This window comes from Streptomyces sp. NPDC033180, assembly GCF_055577645.1.
Genome location: NZ_JBVIPU010000002.1, coordinates 146,469 through 165,008, shown reverse-complemented (window position 1 = coordinate 165,008; position 18,540 = coordinate 146,469). Strand labels below are relative to the sequence as shown.

Here is an 18,540-nt window from a genome sequence, read left to right as displayed (position 1 = left end):
TTCGCTCCGTGGAAGCAGGGCTTTTGGGCGCGGCCGCTTCCTGACCTCAAGTTAAGTGTGCCCACGAGAGGCCGCCGGACGCCACCCGGCGCTGTGACGTGAGCCGCACGCACCCAGGGTTTGGGGCCGCTGCCGCCTGGTATGCGGCCTCCGACGCCTCCTGCCACCATGACCCTGTGCGTTGTGGCGGGTGGAACACCCGTCGCTGCCGTCCCGCCCGGAGGAGTTCTCGTGACTGACCGGAAGCACGTATTGCGCGGTCGAACAGCTGTCGTGACCGGCGCCGCGCGCGGTGTGGGCGAGGCCGTCGCCAGAGAGCTCGCCGCTCGAGGAGCCGCAGTGGCCCTGCTGGGCCTGGAGGAGCAGTCGCTCGCCCGTGTGGCCCATGAGCTTCCTACGCCGTCCCGGCACTGGCACGTGGATGTCACCGACGCCGAGGCGATGGCGCGCGTGGCCGACGAGGTACGCGATCGTCAGGGCCCCGCGTCGGTCGTCGTCGCCAATGCGGGGATCGCCGAGGGCGGGCCGTTCGTCGACTCGGATCCCGCCAGCTGGCGACGCGTCATCGACGTCAACGTCGTGGGCAGCGCGAACACCGCGCGGGTCTTTCTGCCCCAACTGCTCGGCACACGCGGCTACTTCCTGCAGGTCGCCTCACTTGCCTCCATCGGCGCCGCGCCGCTGATGAGCGCCTACTGCGCCTCCAAAGCGGGCGTGGAGTCCTTCAGTCACTCGTTGCGCGCCGAGCTCGCGCCGCGGGGCGTCACAGTGGGCACCGCCTATCTGAACTGGACCGACACGGCCATGATCCGCGACGCCGACCAGCACGCCGTGCTGCGTGAACTCCGAGCTCACATGCCGCCGCCGGCCCGGAAGGTCTACCCCGCGGATCACGTGGCCCGGCGTCTGGTGGACGCCATCGAACGCCGGGCGGCCACTGTGTACGTGCCGGGCTGGCTGCGGGCCCTGCAGCTGGTGCGGGCCGGCCTGCCGCCTGTCGTCAGCAGGTACGCACGCCAGGAGTTGATGCGCTCGGAGTTCTCGGCCACGGGCCTGCTCGGGCCCGGCGGGCGTGCGGCGGGGACCCCGGACGAACCCCGCTGAGATCAGCCCCGTCGAAAGCGCCGGTCGATCCGGCCCCGCAGCGCGGCGCGGGCGGCGTTGGCTCCGGGAGCTCCGTGGACGCCGCCACCCGGGTGAGCGGCGGCCGACGCGAGATAGAGGCCCTTGACCGGGGTTTCGGGGCGGCCCGTACCCGGCGTGGGGCGGAACACCAGCTGCTGGTGGGCGGACGCCGTGCCGCCGTTGATGGCGCCCCCGTGCAGATTGGCGTCCATGGCCTGGAGGGTGTTCGGGGCGAGGAGTCGCCGGGACCTGATGCGGGAGCGGAACCCCGGCGCCCAGCGTTCCACTTCGTTCTCCATGCGGTCCGCCATGACTTCCCCCTCCCGCTGGTCCCAGGATCCGGTCAGGCTGTCGTCACCCGCGTCGCCCTTGATCCGCTGCGGGACATGCGTGTAGGCCCAGGCCGATTCGGTGCCGGCAGGTGAGCGCGAGGCGTCGGCGGTGGTCATCTGCCCGAAGAGGAGAAAGGGGCGGTCGGGCACCTGCCCCATCGCGATCTGTGCCGCGAACCGGGTCAGGCCGTCGACGCCGTCGGCCAGATGGACCGTCCCCGCGGTGGCCGCCTCTCGCGCCGTCCAGGGCACCGGGCCGTCAAGGGCCCAGTCGACCTTGAAGGTCGCGAAGTCCCACTGGAACCGGCGCAGGTCCCCGAGGAGCCGGCCCGGCAGGTGCCGTGCGTCGACCAGCCCGCCGAACAACGCCGGTGCGGACACGTCGGCGAGCACCGCGCGCGACGCCGGCACACTCTCACCTCCGTCGGTGCGCACGCCGACAGCGCGCCCGGACCGTACGACAACCTCCTTCACGCGTTCCCCGCACCGGACCACGCCCCCATACCGCTCGAGCCGTTGCACCAGGGCCGCCGTGAGGGCGCCCGCCCCGCCGACCGGAACGGGGAAGCCGTACGTCTGGCCGAGCATCGACATCAGCCAGCCGAAGCCTCCGCTGCCGGCCGCTTCCGGGCCGAGGTCGGCGTGCAGCGCGTTGCCCGCGAGCAGCAGCCGGCCGCCCTCGCCGCGGAACTCCTCCTCACCCAGGCGCCGGACCGGCAACGCCATCGTCCGGGCCATCCGCAGACCGCCGGCGCCCCGGAGCTTGGCGGCGAGGCGGATCCCGGACCGTACGGGCGGGAACGGGGTGAAGAGAGCCCCGAGGATGTCGGGACCCACCCGGTTCCAGGTGGAGCAGAGGTTGAGCCAGGCGGCCCCGTCACCCGCCGCGAACGTGTCGAGACCTGCTGCGGTCTCCGCCGCCCCGCGTGCGAGGACCGCGCACCTGCCGTCCGGCAGGGGATGTGCGAGGACGCGGGGAGCGTGGCTCCAGCTGAGGCCCTCCTGTTGGAGCTGCAGGTCCGCGAGGACCGGGGAGGCCGCGGCCAGCGGATAGAAGGCGCTGAACAGGTCGTTCACGTAGTCCGGGTGCACACCGCGATCGCTGCGGACCGCGCCGCCCGGCTCCTCCTGCTCCTCGAGAACCTCCACACTCCAACCGGCGTCGGCGAGGAGATTCGCCGCGACGAGACCGTTGGGCCCCGCGCCGATGACCACCGCGTCCGGCATCCCTGACTCCTGACGTTCGCTCCGCCGACCTGTTGGTCCGGCCCTCAGGCCGATTCGTACGTGCGCCGGGGAGATTTCTCGACGACGTCCGCCAGTCGGGCGAGCATGGCGCGGTGCCGCAGTTGGATCAGTGCGTCCACGGCCGCGTTGTGGAGCATCCCGCCGGGCCCCGTCAGCGGGTGCTCGTCGACGATGACCAGGGCGTACTCACCCCAGGGCCGTACGTCGACGGCGATCCGCGCGGCACCGAGCCACCCACTGTCGGCCTCGAGCTCCAGGATGCCGGGCTCCTCACACCGCCGGACGGTCGTGCAGCCCGACAACGTCCGCCATCCCACCCGCACCGTGTACGTGATGCTGGAGCCGACCTCGGGCCAGCGGCCTTCCCTGGGCTCCGAACGGGCCGTGCCGACGACCCAGTCGCCGTAAAGCGAACCGTCCGCGAGTACCGCCCAGACGTCGGCCACGGACCGCCTGATCAATCGGTGTCGTACGGCCATTCGACTCTCCAGTCCTTGTCGGATACGGCAGCCCGCGTCGGATGCGGCCGCTCTCCGGTACCCGGCCCGTCCGTATCCACGCCTCTTCACCCTCGCAGGCGTTCGGGGGGCCCGCCGCCTGCCGGACGCCGAACCGGGTACGTGTGTGCGCGTGAAACCTCCCCGCATCACTCCCGAACCGTCCGAGGCGACCGCGCTGAAGAAGGCGCTGACCACCCCGCTGCTCTACTTCTTCATCCTTGGAGACGTCCTGGGCGCGGGTGTATACGTCCTGGTGGGACAGGTCGCTGCCGACACGGGCGGCGCCGTCTGGGTGCCCCTCGTCGTCGCCCTGTGCCTGGCGCTCCTGACGGCAGCCTCGTACGCCGAACTCGCCACGAAATACCCCCGGGCCGGCGGCGCCTCCCACTACGCGACCCTGGCCTATGGGCCCTTCGCCGGGTTTCTCACCGGTTTCTGCATGCTGGCCGCCGGCATCGTGTCGGTCGGCGCCCTGGCCCGTGGCTTCGGCGGCGACTATCTGGCGGAGTTCATCACGCTTCCGGTGGCCCTCGTCGCGGTCGTGTTCCTTGCCGCGCTGGCTCTGCTGAACGCACGGGGGATCAGTGAGTCGACGCGCGCCAACGTCGTCGCCACCGTCATCGAGGTGAGCGGGCTCCTGCTCGTGATCGGGCTCGGTGTCTGGATCGTGCTGCGCGGCGACGGTGACGTCGGGCGACTGACGGACCTGGGAACACCGGAGCACGGGCCTGCGGCAGCCGTGCTGAGCGGGGCGGTCCTGGCCTACTACTCCTTCGTCGGTTTCGAGACCTCCGTCAACGTGGCGGAGGAGACCCGTGACCCGCGCCGCTCCTATCCGCGGGCGCTCTTCGGCGCGCTGATCACCGCGGGCGCGGTGTATGCCCTGGTCGGGGCCGCCGCCGCGGCGGCCGTACCGACTAAGACACTTGTCGAGTCCAGCGGGCCGCTCCTCGAAGTCGTCCGGGCGGCGGGCGGCGTTCCCACGGAACTGTTCAGCGCCATCGCCCTCGTCGCCGTCGCCAACGGCGCCCTGCTCACCGGCATCATGTCGTCGCGCCTGGCCTACGGCATGGCACGCGACCGGCTGCTGCCGAGCTTCCTCACGAAGGTGCTGCCCGGCAGGCGTACGCCGTGGGCCGCGATCGCCGCGACCACCGTGCTCTCGCTTCTGCTGGCGCTGACCGGCGACGTGTCGACGCTCGCCTCGACTCTGGTCCTCCTCCTGCTGGTGGTCTTCTTCCTGGTCAACACAGCGGCTCTGGTGCTGCGTCGCGACGCCACGACGCGGGACCACTTCCGGGCCCCGACGGTGGTGCCGATGCTCGGAGCGGCGTCCTGCGTGGTGCTCGCGACGCAGATCGAGGGCGAGGTGTGGCTGCGGGGCGGGATCGTCCTGCTGGTGGGCGCGGCCTTGGGAGCCGTCACCGCTGTACGCCGCCGACGCTGAACCCCGCGCGGCGCCTTACGCGGCCTGGATCAGTTCGGCTCGGCCGAACAGGAGCGCGTAGCCGGAAGGGAGTTGGGTCAGCATGCGGGTCAGTAGACCGGGGCCTGCCAGGTCGGCGACGGCGGCCAGGACGGCGCCGGTGTCCCAGCGCGTGGTGGCGGGACTGGCCCCCGCGCGCGTGGCGAGATCCTTGACGAAGCCCCAGCCGGTCACGGGCTCGGTGGCGGGGATCTGGGCGGTGAGGACGAGCGCGGCCTCGACGGGCAGACGGGCGGCAAGCTCGACGCGTTCATCCCCGGTCAGCTGCCTGCCAAGACCGCCGAGCACCAGCCGGACGGCTTCCTCGGCACGCTCCCGGGTGGGGTACGCGCCTTCGTAGCGGACCTTTTCCAGCATCTGCTGGAAGGTCATCGCGGGGAGGGGCCGGGTGAGTTCAGGTCGTTCGGACATCGCGGACATCGCTGGGTGGGCGCCTTTCTCGTCACGGAGTTGGTGTCGCGGGTGCGGGCAGCTTGACAGCACCCGGGGGTAGGGCATCGGGGGCGGGGACGGCCGAGGGAAGGTCGTGCGGGAGCCACCTCGGCCCGGGTCCCTTCTCGTACGTCGGGTCCGGAGGAAGGAGTCCCGGGAGGCAGAGGCGGTAGTCGGGCACAGAGTCGGAAGCCGGGCGCGGAGGAGGGAGTCGGGTGCGGAGGAGGGAGTCGGGGGAGAGCTGCCCGTCCTCCGCGCCACTCGTCCGCGGTGGGGCTCAGCCGCTGATCTCCCTGCGGGACGCTTCGTTGCCGATCGAGATCTTGCGGGGCTTGGCACGCTCGGCGATCGGGATGCGCAGCGTCAGCACACCCGCGTCGTAGTCCGCCATGATGCGCTCGGTGTCCAGCGTGTCGGCCAGCACGATCTGACGGGAGAACACGCCCAGTGGCCGCTCGGACAGTTCCATCTGAAGGGTCTCGGACCTGGTGACCGGTCGGCGCTCGGCCTTGACGGTCAGCATGTTCCGTTCCACGTCGATGTCGATCGCCTCGGCGGTCACGCCGGGCAGATCGAAGGCCACCACGTACTCGTCGCCGTCGCGGTAGGCGTCCATGGCCATCGCGGACGGCCGTGACCATGTGCCGGGGCCTGTCAGTTGCTGGGCGATGCGGTCGAGCTCGCGGAAGGGATCGGTGCGCATCAACATCGCGAAACACCTCCAGAAGGTCCGGGCAGTACCTGCCAATGCGCTTCACCTGCATTCGGTTGTAGCATGTCGTCCATTGGATGACAAGGTGGATGTCGTCCAATGGACGACACTGACGAGGGAGGCCCTCATGGCGGCAACCAGCCAGCCGGAACCACCCCAGGCAGCAGCCCGGAATCCGGCGTCCTTTACGGCCGCGGCCTCCGCTCTGGAAGCCATCAATGACGCCATGGAGATCGCCCAGCAGCAGGGCGGGGATGGCGCACCCGCCCGTGGCGCGTCCCGCGGCAGTGACCTGGAGCAGGCCCTGGCCTCCCTGCTGCTGCTGCGCGAGGTCCGTGAACAACTCGCGGCGTGGGAAGCCGGCCTGATTGAAACCGCCCGACACGCGGGAGCCAGCTGGGCCGACCTGGCTCATCCCCTGGGGGTCGCCAGCCGCCAGGCCGCCGAACGCCGCTACCTGCGCCAGCGCCCCGGCCCGACCGGAAGCACCGGCGAGCAGCGCGTGCAGGCCACCCGCCAGCGCCGTGCCGCCGACCGCAGTCGTACGGCCTGGGCCCGGGCCAACGCCGCCGCCCTGCGCCGCATCGCCGGCCAGGTCACGTCGCTCACCGGCCTCCCGCCGCAAGCCCGGGTCCCCGTGGGCCTGCTCGACGCGTCCCTGGCCGACGACGACCCCGCGGCCCTCATCGCTCCACTGAACACGGTCCGGCCGTATATGGCGCGCACTCATCCCGATCTCGCCGCCCAGCTCGATGCGCTCACCGGTCAACTGCAATTTACCGACGAAGAGCCGCAAAAAGCTGACTAACCTGTGACGTGGGTTCAGCGACTACTGCAAGAGTGCCACCAATGGGCGTCTGTGATGCACCCGTTGATGCCCATATCGAGGCGCACGCGGTACTCCGAAGTCCAATCCATCCCATGCAGAGGACGAGAATCTCGTAGGTCTGTCGACTATTTTCAATCTTTGCCACGCATCTTGCGTTCTTGTGGTGGTAGCGATTGAGTGCTGCCGTCGCCACCATGCCCCGCCCCGGAAGGCGTGCCACCGAGGATCGATGTGTCATGAACGCGTCAGGCTGTGCTCAAGAACCGGTCGGGGCGTCCCGGACCTCGTATCACCCCGCAGACCGAGAGGAACACCGTGAGATGGAGACAGCGGAGCCGGCACACGATCGGCGTCTGGCTCGGCGGCGCCCTGTTAGCCGCCGGGATCCTGCCCGCCGCCGCCCACGCGGCGCCCACGGCGCCCAAGGCGGCCGCGAATCTGGCACTGAAGAAGCCGATCGAGGCGTCGACGTCCACCCAGAACTACTACGCGCCCAACGCCAACGACGGCAGCACGAACAGCTATTGGGAATCCAGCGGACATCCGTCGACGCTGACCGTTCAGCTCGGCGCCGACGCGGAGCTCGACTCGATCGGGCTCAAACTCAACCCGGACGCCGCCTGGTCCACCCGTGAGCAGAGCATCGAGGTGCTCGGACGCGCCCAGTCCGCCGACGGCTTCAGTACGGTCAAGGCCCGGGCCGACTACACCTTCGACCCCACCGGCAACCGAAACAGCGTGACGATCCCGGTCTCCGGGCGCTACGCCGATGTCCGGCTGAAGATCTACTCCAACAGTTCCGGATACGGGGCCCAGGTCGCGGAGTTCGAGGTCAACGGCACGCCGGCACCCAACCCCGACCTGACCGTCACCGACGTGAGCTGGCGGCCCGCGCAGCCCAGCGAGAGCGATCCGATCAAGGTCGACGCCACCGTGCGGAACACCGGTTCGGCGGCCTCGCCCGCCACCACGGTCGACGTCAGTCTGGGCGGGACGGTCGCCGGGAACGCCGAGGTGGGCGCGCTCGACGCCGGTGAGTCGGCCACCGTCCCGGTCGACATCGGCAAGCGGGCGCAAGGCAGTTACACCGTGTCCGCGGTGGTGGATCCCCGCGACACGGTCCCCGAACACGACAACGACAACAACAGCCGCACCGCCGACGCGAAGCTGACCGTCGGCCAGAGCCCCGGCCCCGACCTGGAGGTTACCGGCATCACGTCGAACCCGGCCAACCCCGCGGTCGGCGCCGACGTCACCTTCGCGGTGAAGGTGCGCAACCGCGGGACCAGCCCGGTGAGCGCCGGATCGGTGACCCGCCTGACCGTGGGCGACAGGACGCTGAACGGCACCGCACCCGCGATCGCCGCGGGCGAGAGTGCCACGGTCGACCTCTCGGGCAAGTGGACCGCCACCAGCGGCGGAGCCACGCTCACCGCGACCGCGGATGCCACCGACGCCGTGGACGAGACGAACGAGGACAACAACGTCTTCGCGCGCTCCATCGTGGTCGGGCGCGGCGCGGCGGCGCCGTACGTCGAGTACGAGGCGGAGGACGGCAGACACAACGGCACGCTCCTCGAGGCGGACGCCGAGCGCACCTTCGGGCACACCAACTTCGCCACCGAGTCCTCGGGCCGCAAGGCGGTGCGCCTCAACTCGACCGGCCAGTACGTGGAGTTCACCTCGACCAGCGCCACCAACTCCATCGTCGTACGCAACTCCATCCCCGACGCGCCGGGAGGCGGCGGCCAGGAGGAGACGCTGAGCCTCTACGCCAACGGCAAGTTCGTGCAGAAGCTGACCCTCTCGTCCAAGCACAGCTGGCTGTACGGCAACACGGATCAGCCCGAGGGCCTGACCAACACCCCGGGCGGCGACGCGCGCAGGCTCTTCGACGAGTCACACGCCCTGCTCGCCCAGACCTACCCCGAAGGCACCGCATTCCGTCTGCAACGCGACGCGGGTGACGACGCCGCGTACTACACGATCGACCTGATCGACCTGGAACAGGTGGCACCCGCGGCGAGCAAGCCCGCCGCGTGCAAGTCGATCACCGAGTACGGGGCTGTCCCCAACGACGGCATCGATGACGCGAACGCGATCCAGAAGGCAGTGACCGCCGACCAGAACGGCGAGATCGACTGCGTGTGGATCCCGGCAGGCCAGTGGCGCCAGGAGAAGAAGATCCTCACCGACGACCCGCTGAACCGGGGCCAGTACAACCAGGTGGGCATCAAGGACGTGACGATCCGAGGCGCCGGCATGTGGCACGCGCAGCTGTACTCGCTGATCCCGCCGCAGGACGCGGGCGGCATCAACCACCCGCACGAAGGCAACTTCGGCTTCGACATCGATGACAACACCAAGATCTCCGACATCGCCATCTTCGGCTCGGGCACCATCCGGGGCGGCGACGGCAACGCCGAGGGCGGCGTCGGTCTCAACGGCCGCTTCGGCAAGAACACGAAGATCGCGAACGTGTGGATCGAACACGCCAACGTCGGCACGTGGGTCGGCCGCGACTACAGCAACATCCCCGAGCTGTGGGGACCCGGAGACGGCCTCGAGTTCAGCGGGATGCGCATCCGCAACACCTACGCGGACGGAATCAACTTCACCAACGGCACCCGCAACTCCTCTGTCTTCAACTCCTCGTTCCGCAACACCGGTGACGACGCCCTCGCCGTGTGGGCCAGCAAGTACGTCAAGGACACGTCGGTCGACGTCGGCCACGACAACGTGTTCCGCAACAACACGGTGCAACTGCCGTGGCGTGCCAACGGCATCGCGGTGTACGGAGGTTACGGCAACAAGATCGAGAACAACCTCGTGTACGACACCATGAACTACCCCGGGATCATGCTCGCGACCGACCACGACCCCATCCCCTTCACGGGGCAGACGCTGATCGCGAACAACGGGCTCTACCGCACGGGCGGGGCGTTCTGGAACGAGGACCAGGAGTTCGGCGCGATCACGCTGTTCGCGCAGGGCCCCAGCATCCCGGGGGTCACGATCCGCGACACCGACATCCATGACTCGACGTACGACGGCATCCAGTTCAAGACGGGTGGCGGCGCCATGCCGGACGTGAAGATCAGCGACGTGACGATCTCCAAGTCCAACAACGGCTCCGGCATCCTCGCCATGGGCGGGGCGCGTGGCAGCGCGACGCTCAGCAACGTGAGGATCAGCGACTCGCGAGACGGGGACATCCTGATCGAACCCGGCTCGCAGTTCGTGATCAACGCAGGGAGCGCGGGTCTCGACCCCGCGATACCGGGGACGAGGCAGGGGTTGTAACGGCCCTGTCGGCAGGCTGAGTCAGCCGCCGGCGTTTCATCGGGCCGCCCGGACCTGTGTCCCAGGTCCGGGCGGTCTGCCGTCCGGGAAGATCGTCGTCAGCTCGGCTTCTCCTCCAGCGCGCGGATGCCCGGAGCGCAGCTGACTCTCAGGTCGTCGAGTTCCGCAGCCGTCAGCTGCCTCCCGGCGGAGCCGCGGCGGCTGCCGTCGAGTTGGGCGCACGCGCTGTCCAGCCATCGGCGGGAAGGCTCGATCCCGACAAACGCTGCCAGGCGGCCGAGCTCGTCTCGGGGAGTGTCGAGGAGGTCCTCGTAGGCGAGTGTCATCCGTTGATCGGCGGGCAGGCCGTCGAGGAATCGTGTGCCCTGGATGACGAGTTCGGACCACAGGGCACCGAACCGGCGCAGAGCAAAGACCCGGTCTCGTACGAGGGCCGGGTCGAATTGTTCGTCCAGCAGGGGCGCCAGATCGGGAGGCAGGGAGCGCACATGGTCGCCCGTCAGATCGCCGAAGCTCTCGACACCCGTCCGTTCCCTGATCTCGCGTATCAGCGTGATCATGCGGAACCCGGGGTGGCGGCTCATGGACAGGGCACAGTCGGGCCCGTCGCGGAAAAGGTGCACGAACTTCGCGTAGGGGAAGGCAGTTCGCAGCCCTTGAGCCCAGCCCGTCGAGTAACCGGAGCGCTCCACGACGGCGGTGCGCCCCAGCCGTGCCCCGAACAACTCGAACAGAGCTTCGTGGTGTTCGGCGGCGGGACGGTCGGGCCAGCCGATGACCGCGGCGCGGATCTCGTCGAGCAGGCCGTCGGGGTCGTCGGTGAGATGGGGCAACACCATGAGGGAGAGCGCGGGGATACCGGTGCTCCGCGCCGTGTACTTTCCCGGACGGCGCGTGTAGAGGAACTCGGGCATCAAGAGCCCACTGCGGATCATGCTCGCGAAGTACGGGGTGGGCCGGAAGAGCGCTTCCCAGAACTCCGCGCCGGACACCTGGCCTTCAGGGAATGCCGCGTCACCGACGGAGGCCATGTACTCGTTGAGACTGAGCACGTCGGGGTGGGTGTTGAGGATGCGGGACAGCGCGGTGGAGCCGCTGCGGCCCGTACCGATGACGAACGTCAGGCTGCGCAATGTCACTCTCCGAGGTCACAAGGCGATACTCCAGGGCCTTGTGCACCTCAGCACATCCACGCCGAGGGCACCAGATGGCAGCGGCTCACGAGGCGCCGTGGCGCACGGCGGTCTTCCGCGCGTACCAACGGATCTCCCTAGGCGTCCGGCGACGAGGTCTCCGGGCGCGTGGCCGGGGGTGCGGCCGAGCGCACGGCCGAATGCGGATCGCCTTGCGGGGACAGGCGCAGCCCTCCCACATTCCGGAACGGCCTGTCGTCGACCCACGCGGGCCGAACCTCCCGGCCCCCGATCCTTGCGCGTACAGCGAGCGCCGCTCGCTGTACGCGCTGCTCCGGCTCGTTGCCCACGCCGATGTTCGTTGCCACAGCGCCGTCTCCTCACCCTGATGCGTACGGTCGCTCCCGCGGTGTCCGCGGAGGGTGGGCGCATACGGGACCTTCGGCACTGACTCCAAGGACCTGGGCCACTTCCTTGGTGGCCCAAAGGTCACATCAGTGTGGCTGTGCCGGGAGTGACAGCTCAGTACGCGGAGTCGACGTTGTCGATCGAGCCGTACTTGTCGGCGGCGTAGTTGGCGGCCGCGGTGATGTTGGCGACCGGGTCCGTGAGGTTATTCGGCGTGCCCTTGACGTGGTAGGCGTCGAAGGTCGGCTGAATCACCTGGAGCAGGCCCTTGGAGGGGGTGCCGTTCTGGGCGTTGACGTCCCAGCCGTTCTGGGCGTTGGGGTCGCCCGCGGACTCGCGCATGATGTTGCGGTGCAGGCCCTCGTAGGAGCCGGGGATGCCCTTGGACTTCATGATGTCCAGGGACTGCTTGATCCAGCCGTCGAGGTTGTTCGGGTAGTTCTTCTCGGCCTTCGCGGCGGCGGCAGGCGCCTTGGCAGCCGCGGAGTGCGGCTCGGCGGCCTGGGCGGGGGAGGGGGCCACCGTGAGCAGAGCGGCCGTGGCTCCGGCCGTGGCAAGACCCGCGATGGAGAACGAGCGGATACGGGCGATGCGGGTGGTGCTGATACGCGTGGGCATACGGAAGTGAACCTTTTCCATGGGGGGACGTGGCGCGGGGCCGATGCGGTCGAAATGGCGGTGTATTCGCACTGTCCGCGTTGTTCTGGCCCTGCGATGTCGACCATGGTTAGCGACCACGTGAAAGGGACGCAAGGATGTGACGTACTACCCGGCTACGCAGAAGATTTGCCGGTGGGTACCTTCACGTTGATTCCAGGCCCCATGAGCGCCTGAAGCGTCTACTACCGTCGTTAGCGTGTGACGTGTCCCCTATGGGAGGGCTCACAAGTGCGGGGCCGAGTATCCCCGGAAATCCCTCTCCTATTCCCGCTCCGCTCCTGAATTTGGTCAGCGGGTATTCGCTGGGAGGCGGTCGTCGGGGGCTCCCCCCAGAGGCGTTCGAGAGCCGGGCACCGGCCCAGGCGCATTGCCCCGCGGCACCTGTTCGGTCTATCAGCCCGTGCCGTCCAGGACCTGGCGTTCAAGAGTGGTCGCATGACCGAGCGCTCACGAGGCACCCAGGCCGCCGCCCCCCGCCGGTCGGCGAAGCGCGCCGACGAGCACGGCGCCGTGGACCTGCGGGAACTGGTCGGCGAGGCATGCCGGACGCTGACCGAACTCATCGGTCACCGCGCTGAAGGCGTGTCGGCCGTCTGCCCGAACGAGAGCGATGGCTGGCGGGTCAGCGTGGATGTGCTGGAGGTGGCTCGAATCCCCGACACCACCAGTCTCCTGGCCACCTACGAGGTGGATCTGGACGCGCAGGGACGCCTGACGCAGTACCGCAGAGTCCGACGCTACCGACGCGGCTGGGCGGACAGCTGAGGCGCACCTTCTGCGCCGTCGAGAGGAGCAGGCCCTTTCATGACCACTACCTACAGTGAGGACGTCGTCCCCTGCGCGCCCCGTGCGGGCACGCTCTACGACGTCCTGGAACTCATACTCGACCGCGGCATGGTCATCGACGTCTTCGTCCGGGTCTCACTGGTCGGCATCGAGATCCTGAAGATCGACGCGAGAATCGTCATCGCGTCCGTCGACACCTACCTCCGCTTCGCCGAGGCATGCAATCGCCTCGACCTCGAACACGATTCCCGTACCAAGACCGTCCCGGAACTCTTCGGTGGCGGCGCGGCCACGGTGGGCAAGGCCGGTGCCAAGAAGGCTGTCCGTTCCGTCGGCGACAAAGTCAAGGACACCCTGGGCCTGGACACAGGCTCTGACGAGGACGACGACGAAGAAGAGGAGCGCGAGGCGAGCCGCCCGCGCCGCAGCGCACCCTCCCGCTCGTCCTCCCGCTCCCGCTCCACATCCCGTGCCGGTCAGCGCCCTCGCGCACGGCGCCGTGACGAAGACGAAGAGGACTGACCGTGCCCATTTCCCCCGGCCCGCCCGGCCCGCCCGGCACACCTGGCCCGCCCGGCACACCTGGCCCGCCCGGCGTGTACGTGTACGCCATCACCGCCCCCGAGACAGCCGGACACGCACGCCGCTGCCGGGCTGTGGGCAACGAGAACGCCGTGGTGTCCGTACTGAGCCAGGACGGCCTGGCCGCCGTCGTGAGCCGGGTGGCAGGGCGTCCGCGTGCGCGGCGGCGCGACTTGAGCGCCCACCAGGACGTGCTCGGCACGCTCGCCGAGCACGGTCCCGTCCTGCCCATGCGCTTCGGCGTGATCGCCTCCGACGAGGAGACCGTTCTGGCCGGTCTCGACTCCGCCCGGGAGGCGCATCTCGCCGCACTGACAAGGCTGGAGGGCAAGGCCGAGTGGAACCTCAAGGGCGAGTCCGTGCCCGAGGCCCTGCCCGACCTGCTGCGCGAGGACGCCGGCCTGCGCGCGCTGCGCGAGACGACACGGCGGCGCCCGGGCTACGAGGCGAACGTGCGCCTGGGCGAAGCCGTCGCCGGCGCACTGCAACGCCGAGCGGAGCAGGCCGCCGTCGACGTGCTGGCCGAGCTGCACCCCCTGGCAGCTGAGACGCGCGAAGGCCGCGAAAGCGCGGGAGGGGCAATGAACGTCTCCTTCCTGGTGCCGCGGACCGCCGAGACCGCATTCCGCAGGGCTGTTGATCTGCTCGCCACGCGATGCCGTGGACGGATCACGTTGACGCTCACCGGCCCCTTGCCCTGTTACAGCTTCGTGCGCCCCGACGCCGTACCTGTAGGCGCGTGACATGGGGCTGATCAGCGGCATCCTGCTGCTCCCGCTGGCTCCGATCCGCGGGGTCGGCTGGGTCGCGGACCGGCTGATCGAAGCGGCGGAAACCGAGTTGTACTCCCCGGACGCCGTGAGGGCTCGACTCGCTGCCCTCAACGAAGCCCTGGACCAGGGCGACATCGATCTCGACCAATTCGAACGCGAAGAGGAGCACTTGCTCGACTTGTTGGAACGTCGTCCTTACCGACCGGCCTCCTGACGCCGTGCGCGGCGGCGTCGGTCTCGACTCACGGGAAGTTCCTGATGAATGAAAGCAACCGAATCGCTCTCGGCGCGGCAGTAGCCGGGGGGTACCTCCTAGGACGTACCAAGAAGGCCAAGCTCGCCTTCGCCGTGGGCTCGTATCTCGCGGGTCGCAAGTTCGGCCTCTCGCCGCAGGAACTGCTCAGGCAGGGTGCCCAACGGTTGCGTGAGACACCGCAATTCGCCGATCTCAGCGAGCAGGTGAGGGGTGAGCTGATGGATGCGGGGCGGGCCGCGATGTCCGCCGCGACCGGCCGTCAACTGTCCTCTCTCACGGACCGGCTCGCGGACCGCACACAGGCCTTGCGCTCATCGCGGGATCAGGACGCCTATGACGATGAGCAGGACGACGAGCAGGACGAGGACTGGGATGAGCGGGACGCGCGGGATGACGACGAGGAGGGCGACGAGGACGGCGAGGACGGCGACGAGGAGCCGCCGGCCCCGTCTCGAGGCCGGACCTCACGTCGGCGCGACAGCGCCGGCAGCCGTGACGACCGCGCCCGCAGACGCCCTCGTGGCGACGCGGAACGTCGATCGACGCCGCGTCGGAGCGGGGGTCGCGAGCGCTCGGCCCCTAGGTCGGCCGCGAAGAAGTCGCAGGGCAAGAAGAGTGCGATAGCGCGTACTGAGCGCGAAGGACCCAGGGGCAGGGGCGAAGGGTCGGATACTCCGGCGGCCAAGAAGTCTTCTGCTGGCAAGAGGTCCTCTGCAGGAAAGAAGGCTGCCCCAGCCAAGAAGAGTGGCGCAGCGAAGAAGGCCTCTCCCAGCAAGAAGACGGCGGCAACGAAAGCCCCGGCGAAGAAGGCCGCCGCCGCGAAGAAGGCTTCTCCTGCGAAGAAGTCGACCTCCGCGAAGAAGGCAGCTGCGAAGAAGACAACAAAGACAACTCCTGCGAAGAAGTCGGCGGCGAAGAAGACGGCGACGAAGAAGACCGCAGCGAAGAAGACCGCAGCGAAGAAGACGGCGAAAAAGACTGCAGCGAAAAAGACAACGACAAAAAAGACAACGACGAAGAAGACCGGTGCCGCCAAGAGGTCGAGTGGCAAAGCGACGGCGCGTTCGAGGCAGAGGAGCTGACCGGCCATGGCCGAACGGAAGAAGAGCGCCGGCAGCGGCGGAGAGTCGGGCATGGACCGGCTGCGCGATGGGCTCACCGACTTTCTCGATGCTCAGGCACAACACCTGACGGACCGGCTGGGTGACGCGCTGGGTGGTCTCACCGACAAACTGCAGGACGTGGCGGACAACGGTGGGTCCCTACCACGGGCGGGCGCCCGGATGCTGGGCGGCGACTCGCCCGTGAAGGCCGTTGTGGCGGAGAAGGCCAAGGACCTCAAGGACAACGTCGTCGGCAAGGCGAAGGACCTGTTCTCCTCGGGCGGTGGCGGGGGAGCCGGCGACACCAAGGTCACCAATATCGTCGAGATGATCGACGTGGGTGTCCCGCTGCGAACGGTGTACGACCAGTGGACCCAGTACGAGGAGTTCAGCAGTTTCACCAAGGGCGTCCGCAGCGTCTCGATGTCCGACGACGACGTGAGTTCGGACTGGAAGGTGAAGGTCGGCCCGTCCAGCCGGAGTTGGAAGGCGACGGTTCAGGAGCAGGTGCCCGACGACCGGATCGTCTGGACGTCGGAGGGAAGCAAGGGCAGCACCCGCGGGGCCGTCAGTTTCCACGAGCTCGCCCCGACACTGACCCGTGTCGTCATGGTCGTCGAGTACTACCCCGCCGGCTTCTTCGAGAAGACCGGCAACCTCTGGCGTGCCCAGGGCCGTCGCCTGCGGCTCGACCTCAAGCACTTCGCCCGCTACGTGACGCTCAATGCGGACGAAGAGGTGGAGGGCTGGCGCGGTGAGATCCGGGACGGCGAGGTCGTCCGCTCGCATGAGGAGGGGCTGGAGGACGACGACTACGACGACGAGGGCGAGGACAACGGCGCCGATTCCGAGTACGAGGATGACGCCGAGGACGAGGAGTACGACCAGGACGAGGAGGTCGGCCCGGAGGACCAGGACGAGGAGGCCGACGAGGACGACGAGGACGATCAGGAGGACGAGGAAGGCGAGGAGGATCAGGACGACAGGCGACCCCGCGCCCGATCTGCCCGAAGGCGGTGACCGGGTCCATGGACGATCTCGACACCTGGCGCTCCTCACCTCAGGCATCGGACCTTTCCCGTCCCCCTGACGGAAGCCTCGCCGACATCCTCGAACGGGTGCTGGACAAAGGCGTCGTCATCGCCGGAGACATCAAGATCGACCTGCTCGACATCGAGTTGCTCACCATCAGGCTCCGGCTGTTCATCGCCTCCGTGGACACCGCGCGCAAGGCCGGCATCGACTGGTGGGAGACGGATCCGGCCCTGTCATCGAGCGCCGCCCGCGATGACCTTCGGGAGGAGAACCGTCGGCTGCGCGCACAGCTCGAAGAGCTCACTCCGGCTGACGACAGACCGCAGCGACCGAATCGGATGGACCGGAACGGATGAACCGGATCGGAAGAGCCGGATCGGAAGAGCCGGATCGGATGAAGGAGAAGTCCCACTGATGGCAACAGCGTCCACCCCCGCGTATGCCGTGTGTGTGTTCGCCGTCCGACGAGGCCGAGGCCCGGAGCTGCCCCCGGACCTGGCGGGCCACGAAGGCGGCGGGCCCCTGCGTCTGGTTCCGGCCGGTGCTCTGTGGGCCGTGGTCCAGGACGTTCCGGCCCACGACTACTCCGAAGAGGCGCTGCGCGAGCGGCTGTCCGACCCCGCGATGCTGGAGCGCTGCGTACGGGACCACCACGCAGTGGTGACCGCCTTCGCCGCGCGGGGTGGGGCGATCCCGCTGCCGCTGGCCACGCTGTATCACTCCGAGGAGCGGAGCCGGGCCGCCTTGGCGGCCGGCGGGCCGTGCTTCGAGCGCACTCTGGAACGGATCACGGGCCGGGACGAGTGGGCGGTGAAGGTCAACCTGCTCGCTCCCCGCGCGCAGGCCCCGCACTCTGCGCAGCCCGAGCAGGAACCCTCGGCGCGCAACGACGCACCGCCCGCACCCAGCGGTCGGACCTACCTGGCCCGATTGCGCGAGCGCGGCCAGGAACGGGACGATCGCCGACAACGCGCGCTGGATGCTGCCGAGTTGCTCGACCGTGCCGTCCTCTCGGTCGCGGATGCGACAGTGCGCCGCAGACCACACAGCGCCGAGATCGTCGGCCGTGGCCGTACCCAGATCATGAACGCCGCCTGTCTGGTCCCTGAGCGGAGCCGGGCGGAATTCCTCGCGCTCCTCGACCGGCTGCGTGCCGCGCCCGAATTCGAGGGCTGCGAGGTGGAAGTCACCGGCCCGTGGGTGCCCTACTCGTTCGTGGATGCGGCCTCCCCCACGGAAGCGGTCGACACATCGCACGCCCAGCCGCAAGGCGATGGCCGCCCCGGCGGCGATGGCCGCCCCGATGCCGTAGGGAGCCACGCATGAGCCCGCACACGGCCGCGCAGCCCGTCGCTTGGCAGGGCCCGGACAGTGGCGCCCCTATCGGTGTGCCACTCGTGGACCTCCTCGACCGGGTGCTGGCCACCGGAGTCGTGGTCAGCGGCGACCTCGTCATCGCCATCGCGGAGGTGCCTCTGGTACGGATCTCGTTGCACGCACTGCTGGCGTCCGTGAGCGAGCGTGTGCCGGCGCCGTGGGCGGACGGAGGGCCGCTGTGAGCACGACCGCCCGACTGGACCTCGATCCCGACGCGGTCGGCCGCGACCTGGCTTCGCTCGTCCTCACCGTGGTCGAATTGCTCCGTCAGCTGATGGAGCGTCAAGCCGTACGCCGGTTCGACGCCGGCGACCTCACCGACGAACAAGAGGAGAGAGTCGGGACCGCGCTCATGCTTCTCGATGAACGCATGACCGACCTTTGCGAGCGTCACGGGCTGCGTCGCGAAGACCTCAATCTCGACCTGGGCCCGCTCGGATCCCTGCTTCCGCATGACTGA

General features: G+C 69.1%; 20 protein-coding genes. 14 read left to right on the top strand and 6 right to left on the bottom strand.

The features are described 5' to 3' along the window. Window positions 1-231: 231 nt before the first annotated feature. Window positions 232-1,104, top strand: coding sequence for an SDR family oxidoreductase (locus ACZ5WE_RS07375; protein ID WP_467684882.1), 873 nt, complete (start codon window positions 232-234; stop codon window positions 1,102-1,104). A 2-nt stretch (window positions 1,105-1,106) separates the two neighbouring features. Here ACZ5WE_RS07375 and ACZ5WE_RS07370 read toward each other — a convergent pair whose 3' ends face one another. Further along, window positions 1,107-2,684: a phytoene desaturase family protein gene (locus tag ACZ5WE_RS07370; protein WP_467684884.1), complete on the bottom strand. Its 1,578-nt coding sequence runs from the start codon at window positions 2,682-2,684 to the stop codon at window positions 1,107-1,109. 44 nt (window positions 2,685-2,728) lie between these two features. After that, complete coding sequence (locus ACZ5WE_RS07365) at window positions 2,729-3,184, bottom strand: SRPBCC family protein (protein ID WP_467684886.1); 456 nt, start codon at window positions 3,182-3,184, stop codon at window positions 2,729-2,731. Between the two features lie 151 nt (window positions 3,185-3,335). On the opposite strand from ACZ5WE_RS07365, the gene ACZ5WE_RS07360 reads away from it, so the two are divergent. Next, window positions 3,336-4,652, top strand: coding sequence for an APC family permease (locus ACZ5WE_RS07360; protein ID WP_467684888.1), 1,317 nt, complete (start codon window positions 3,336-3,338; stop codon window positions 4,650-4,652). A gap of 15 nt (window positions 4,653-4,667) precedes the next feature. Here ACZ5WE_RS07360 and ACZ5WE_RS07355 read toward each other — a convergent pair whose 3' ends face one another. After that, window positions 4,668-5,102: a DUF2267 domain-containing protein gene (locus ACZ5WE_RS07355; RefSeq protein WP_467684889.1), complete on the bottom strand. Its 435-nt coding sequence runs from the start codon at window positions 5,100-5,102 to the stop codon at window positions 4,668-4,670. 298 nt (window positions 5,103-5,400) lie between these two features. Then, complete coding sequence (locus ACZ5WE_RS07350) at window positions 5,401-5,832, bottom strand: Hsp20/alpha crystallin family protein (protein WP_467684891.1); 432 nt, start codon at window positions 5,830-5,832, stop codon at window positions 5,401-5,403. Window positions 5,833-5,962: 130 nt separating this feature from the next. On the opposite strand from ACZ5WE_RS07350, the gene ACZ5WE_RS07345 reads away from it, so the two are divergent. Both ACZ5WE_RS07345 and ACZ5WE_RS07340 read left to right on the top strand, forming a co-directional pair. Further along, window positions 5,963-6,643 (top strand): type III effector protein, encoded by a 681-nt coding sequence (locus tag ACZ5WE_RS07345; RefSeq protein WP_467684893.1) that lies wholly within the window; start codon window positions 5,963-5,965, stop codon window positions 6,641-6,643. 390 nt (window positions 6,644-7,033) lie between these two features. Continuing rightward, on the top strand, window positions 7,034-9,967 hold the full coding sequence (locus ACZ5WE_RS07340) for a CARDB domain-containing protein (RefSeq protein ID WP_467685199.1): 2,934 nt from the start codon (window positions 7,034-7,036) through the stop codon (window positions 9,965-9,967). Window positions 9,968-10,065: 98 nt separating this feature from the next. Here ACZ5WE_RS07340 and ACZ5WE_RS07335 read toward each other — a convergent pair whose 3' ends face one another. Both ACZ5WE_RS07335 and ACZ5WE_RS07330 read right to left on the bottom strand, forming a co-directional pair. After that, entirely contained in the window at window positions 10,066-11,106 is a 1,041-nt protein-coding gene (locus ACZ5WE_RS07335; RefSeq protein WP_467684895.1) for a sulfotransferase, read from the bottom strand. Between the two features lie 516 nt (window positions 11,107-11,622). Continuing rightward, window positions 11,623-12,126: a transglycosylase SLT domain-containing protein gene (locus ACZ5WE_RS07330; protein ID WP_467684896.1), complete on the bottom strand. Its 504-nt coding sequence runs from the start codon at window positions 12,124-12,126 to the stop codon at window positions 11,623-11,625. Window positions 12,127-12,603: 477 nt separating this feature from the next. Between ACZ5WE_RS07330 and gvpO the strand changes: the two genes are divergently transcribed. From gvpO to ACZ5WE_RS07280, 10 genes are read left to right on the top strand one after another with little or no spacing between them, the layout of a single operon-like run. Further along, window positions 12,604-12,933, top strand: a complete 330-nt coding sequence (gene gvpO, locus ACZ5WE_RS07325) for a gas vesicle protein GvpO (protein ID WP_467684898.1) — start codon at window positions 12,604-12,606, stop codon at window positions 12,931-12,933. Between the two features lie 39 nt (window positions 12,934-12,972). Then, window positions 12,973-13,476 carry a gas vesicle protein GvpJ gene (gvpJ, locus tag ACZ5WE_RS07320; protein ID WP_467684900.1) on the top strand — a complete coding sequence of 168 codons (504 nt, stop codon included), beginning with the start codon at window positions 12,973-12,975 and terminating at the stop codon, window positions 13,474-13,476. A gap of 2 nt (window positions 13,477-13,478) precedes the next feature. Then, the gene (locus ACZ5WE_RS07315) at window positions 13,479-14,279 is read left to right on the top strand and encodes a GvpL/GvpF family gas vesicle protein (RefSeq protein ID WP_467684902.1); all 801 of its coding nucleotides are present in this window, start codon (window positions 13,479-13,481) and stop codon (window positions 14,277-14,279) included. Window position 14,280: 1 nt separating this feature from the next. Next, complete coding sequence (locus ACZ5WE_RS07310; RefSeq protein WP_365829089.1) at window positions 14,281-14,523, top strand: gas vesicle protein GvpG; 243 nt, start codon at window positions 14,281-14,283, stop codon at window positions 14,521-14,523. Between the two features lie 44 nt (window positions 14,524-14,567). Next, window positions 14,568-15,647: a histone protein gene (locus ACZ5WE_RS07305; protein WP_467684904.1), complete on the top strand. Its 1,080-nt coding sequence runs from the start codon at window positions 14,568-14,570 to the stop codon at window positions 15,645-15,647. A 6-nt stretch (window positions 15,648-15,653) separates the two neighbouring features. Further along, on the top strand, window positions 15,654-16,688 hold the full coding sequence (locus ACZ5WE_RS07300) for an SRPBCC family protein (RefSeq protein ID WP_467684906.1): 1,035 nt from the start codon (window positions 15,654-15,656) through the stop codon (window positions 16,686-16,688). Between the two features lie 8 nt (window positions 16,689-16,696). Next, window positions 16,697-17,059, top strand: coding sequence for a gas vesicle protein (locus ACZ5WE_RS07295; protein WP_467684908.1), 363 nt, complete (start codon window positions 16,697-16,699; stop codon window positions 17,057-17,059). A gap of 58 nt (window positions 17,060-17,117) precedes the next feature. Next, window positions 17,118-18,029: a GvpL/GvpF family gas vesicle protein gene (locus ACZ5WE_RS07290; protein WP_467684910.1), complete on the top strand. Its 912-nt coding sequence runs from the start codon at window positions 17,118-17,120 to the stop codon at window positions 18,027-18,029. Next, complete coding sequence (locus tag ACZ5WE_RS07285) at window positions 18,026-18,262, top strand: gas vesicle protein (protein WP_160502560.1); 237 nt, start codon at window positions 18,026-18,028, stop codon at window positions 18,260-18,262. Before ACZ5WE_RS07290 ends, ACZ5WE_RS07285 begins: the two co-directional genes overlap by 4 nt. Next, window positions 18,259-18,540, top strand: a complete 282-nt coding sequence (locus tag ACZ5WE_RS07280) for a gas vesicle protein K (RefSeq protein ID WP_467684912.1) — start codon at window positions 18,259-18,261, stop codon at window positions 18,538-18,540. Before ACZ5WE_RS07285 ends, ACZ5WE_RS07280 begins: the two co-directional genes overlap by 4 nt.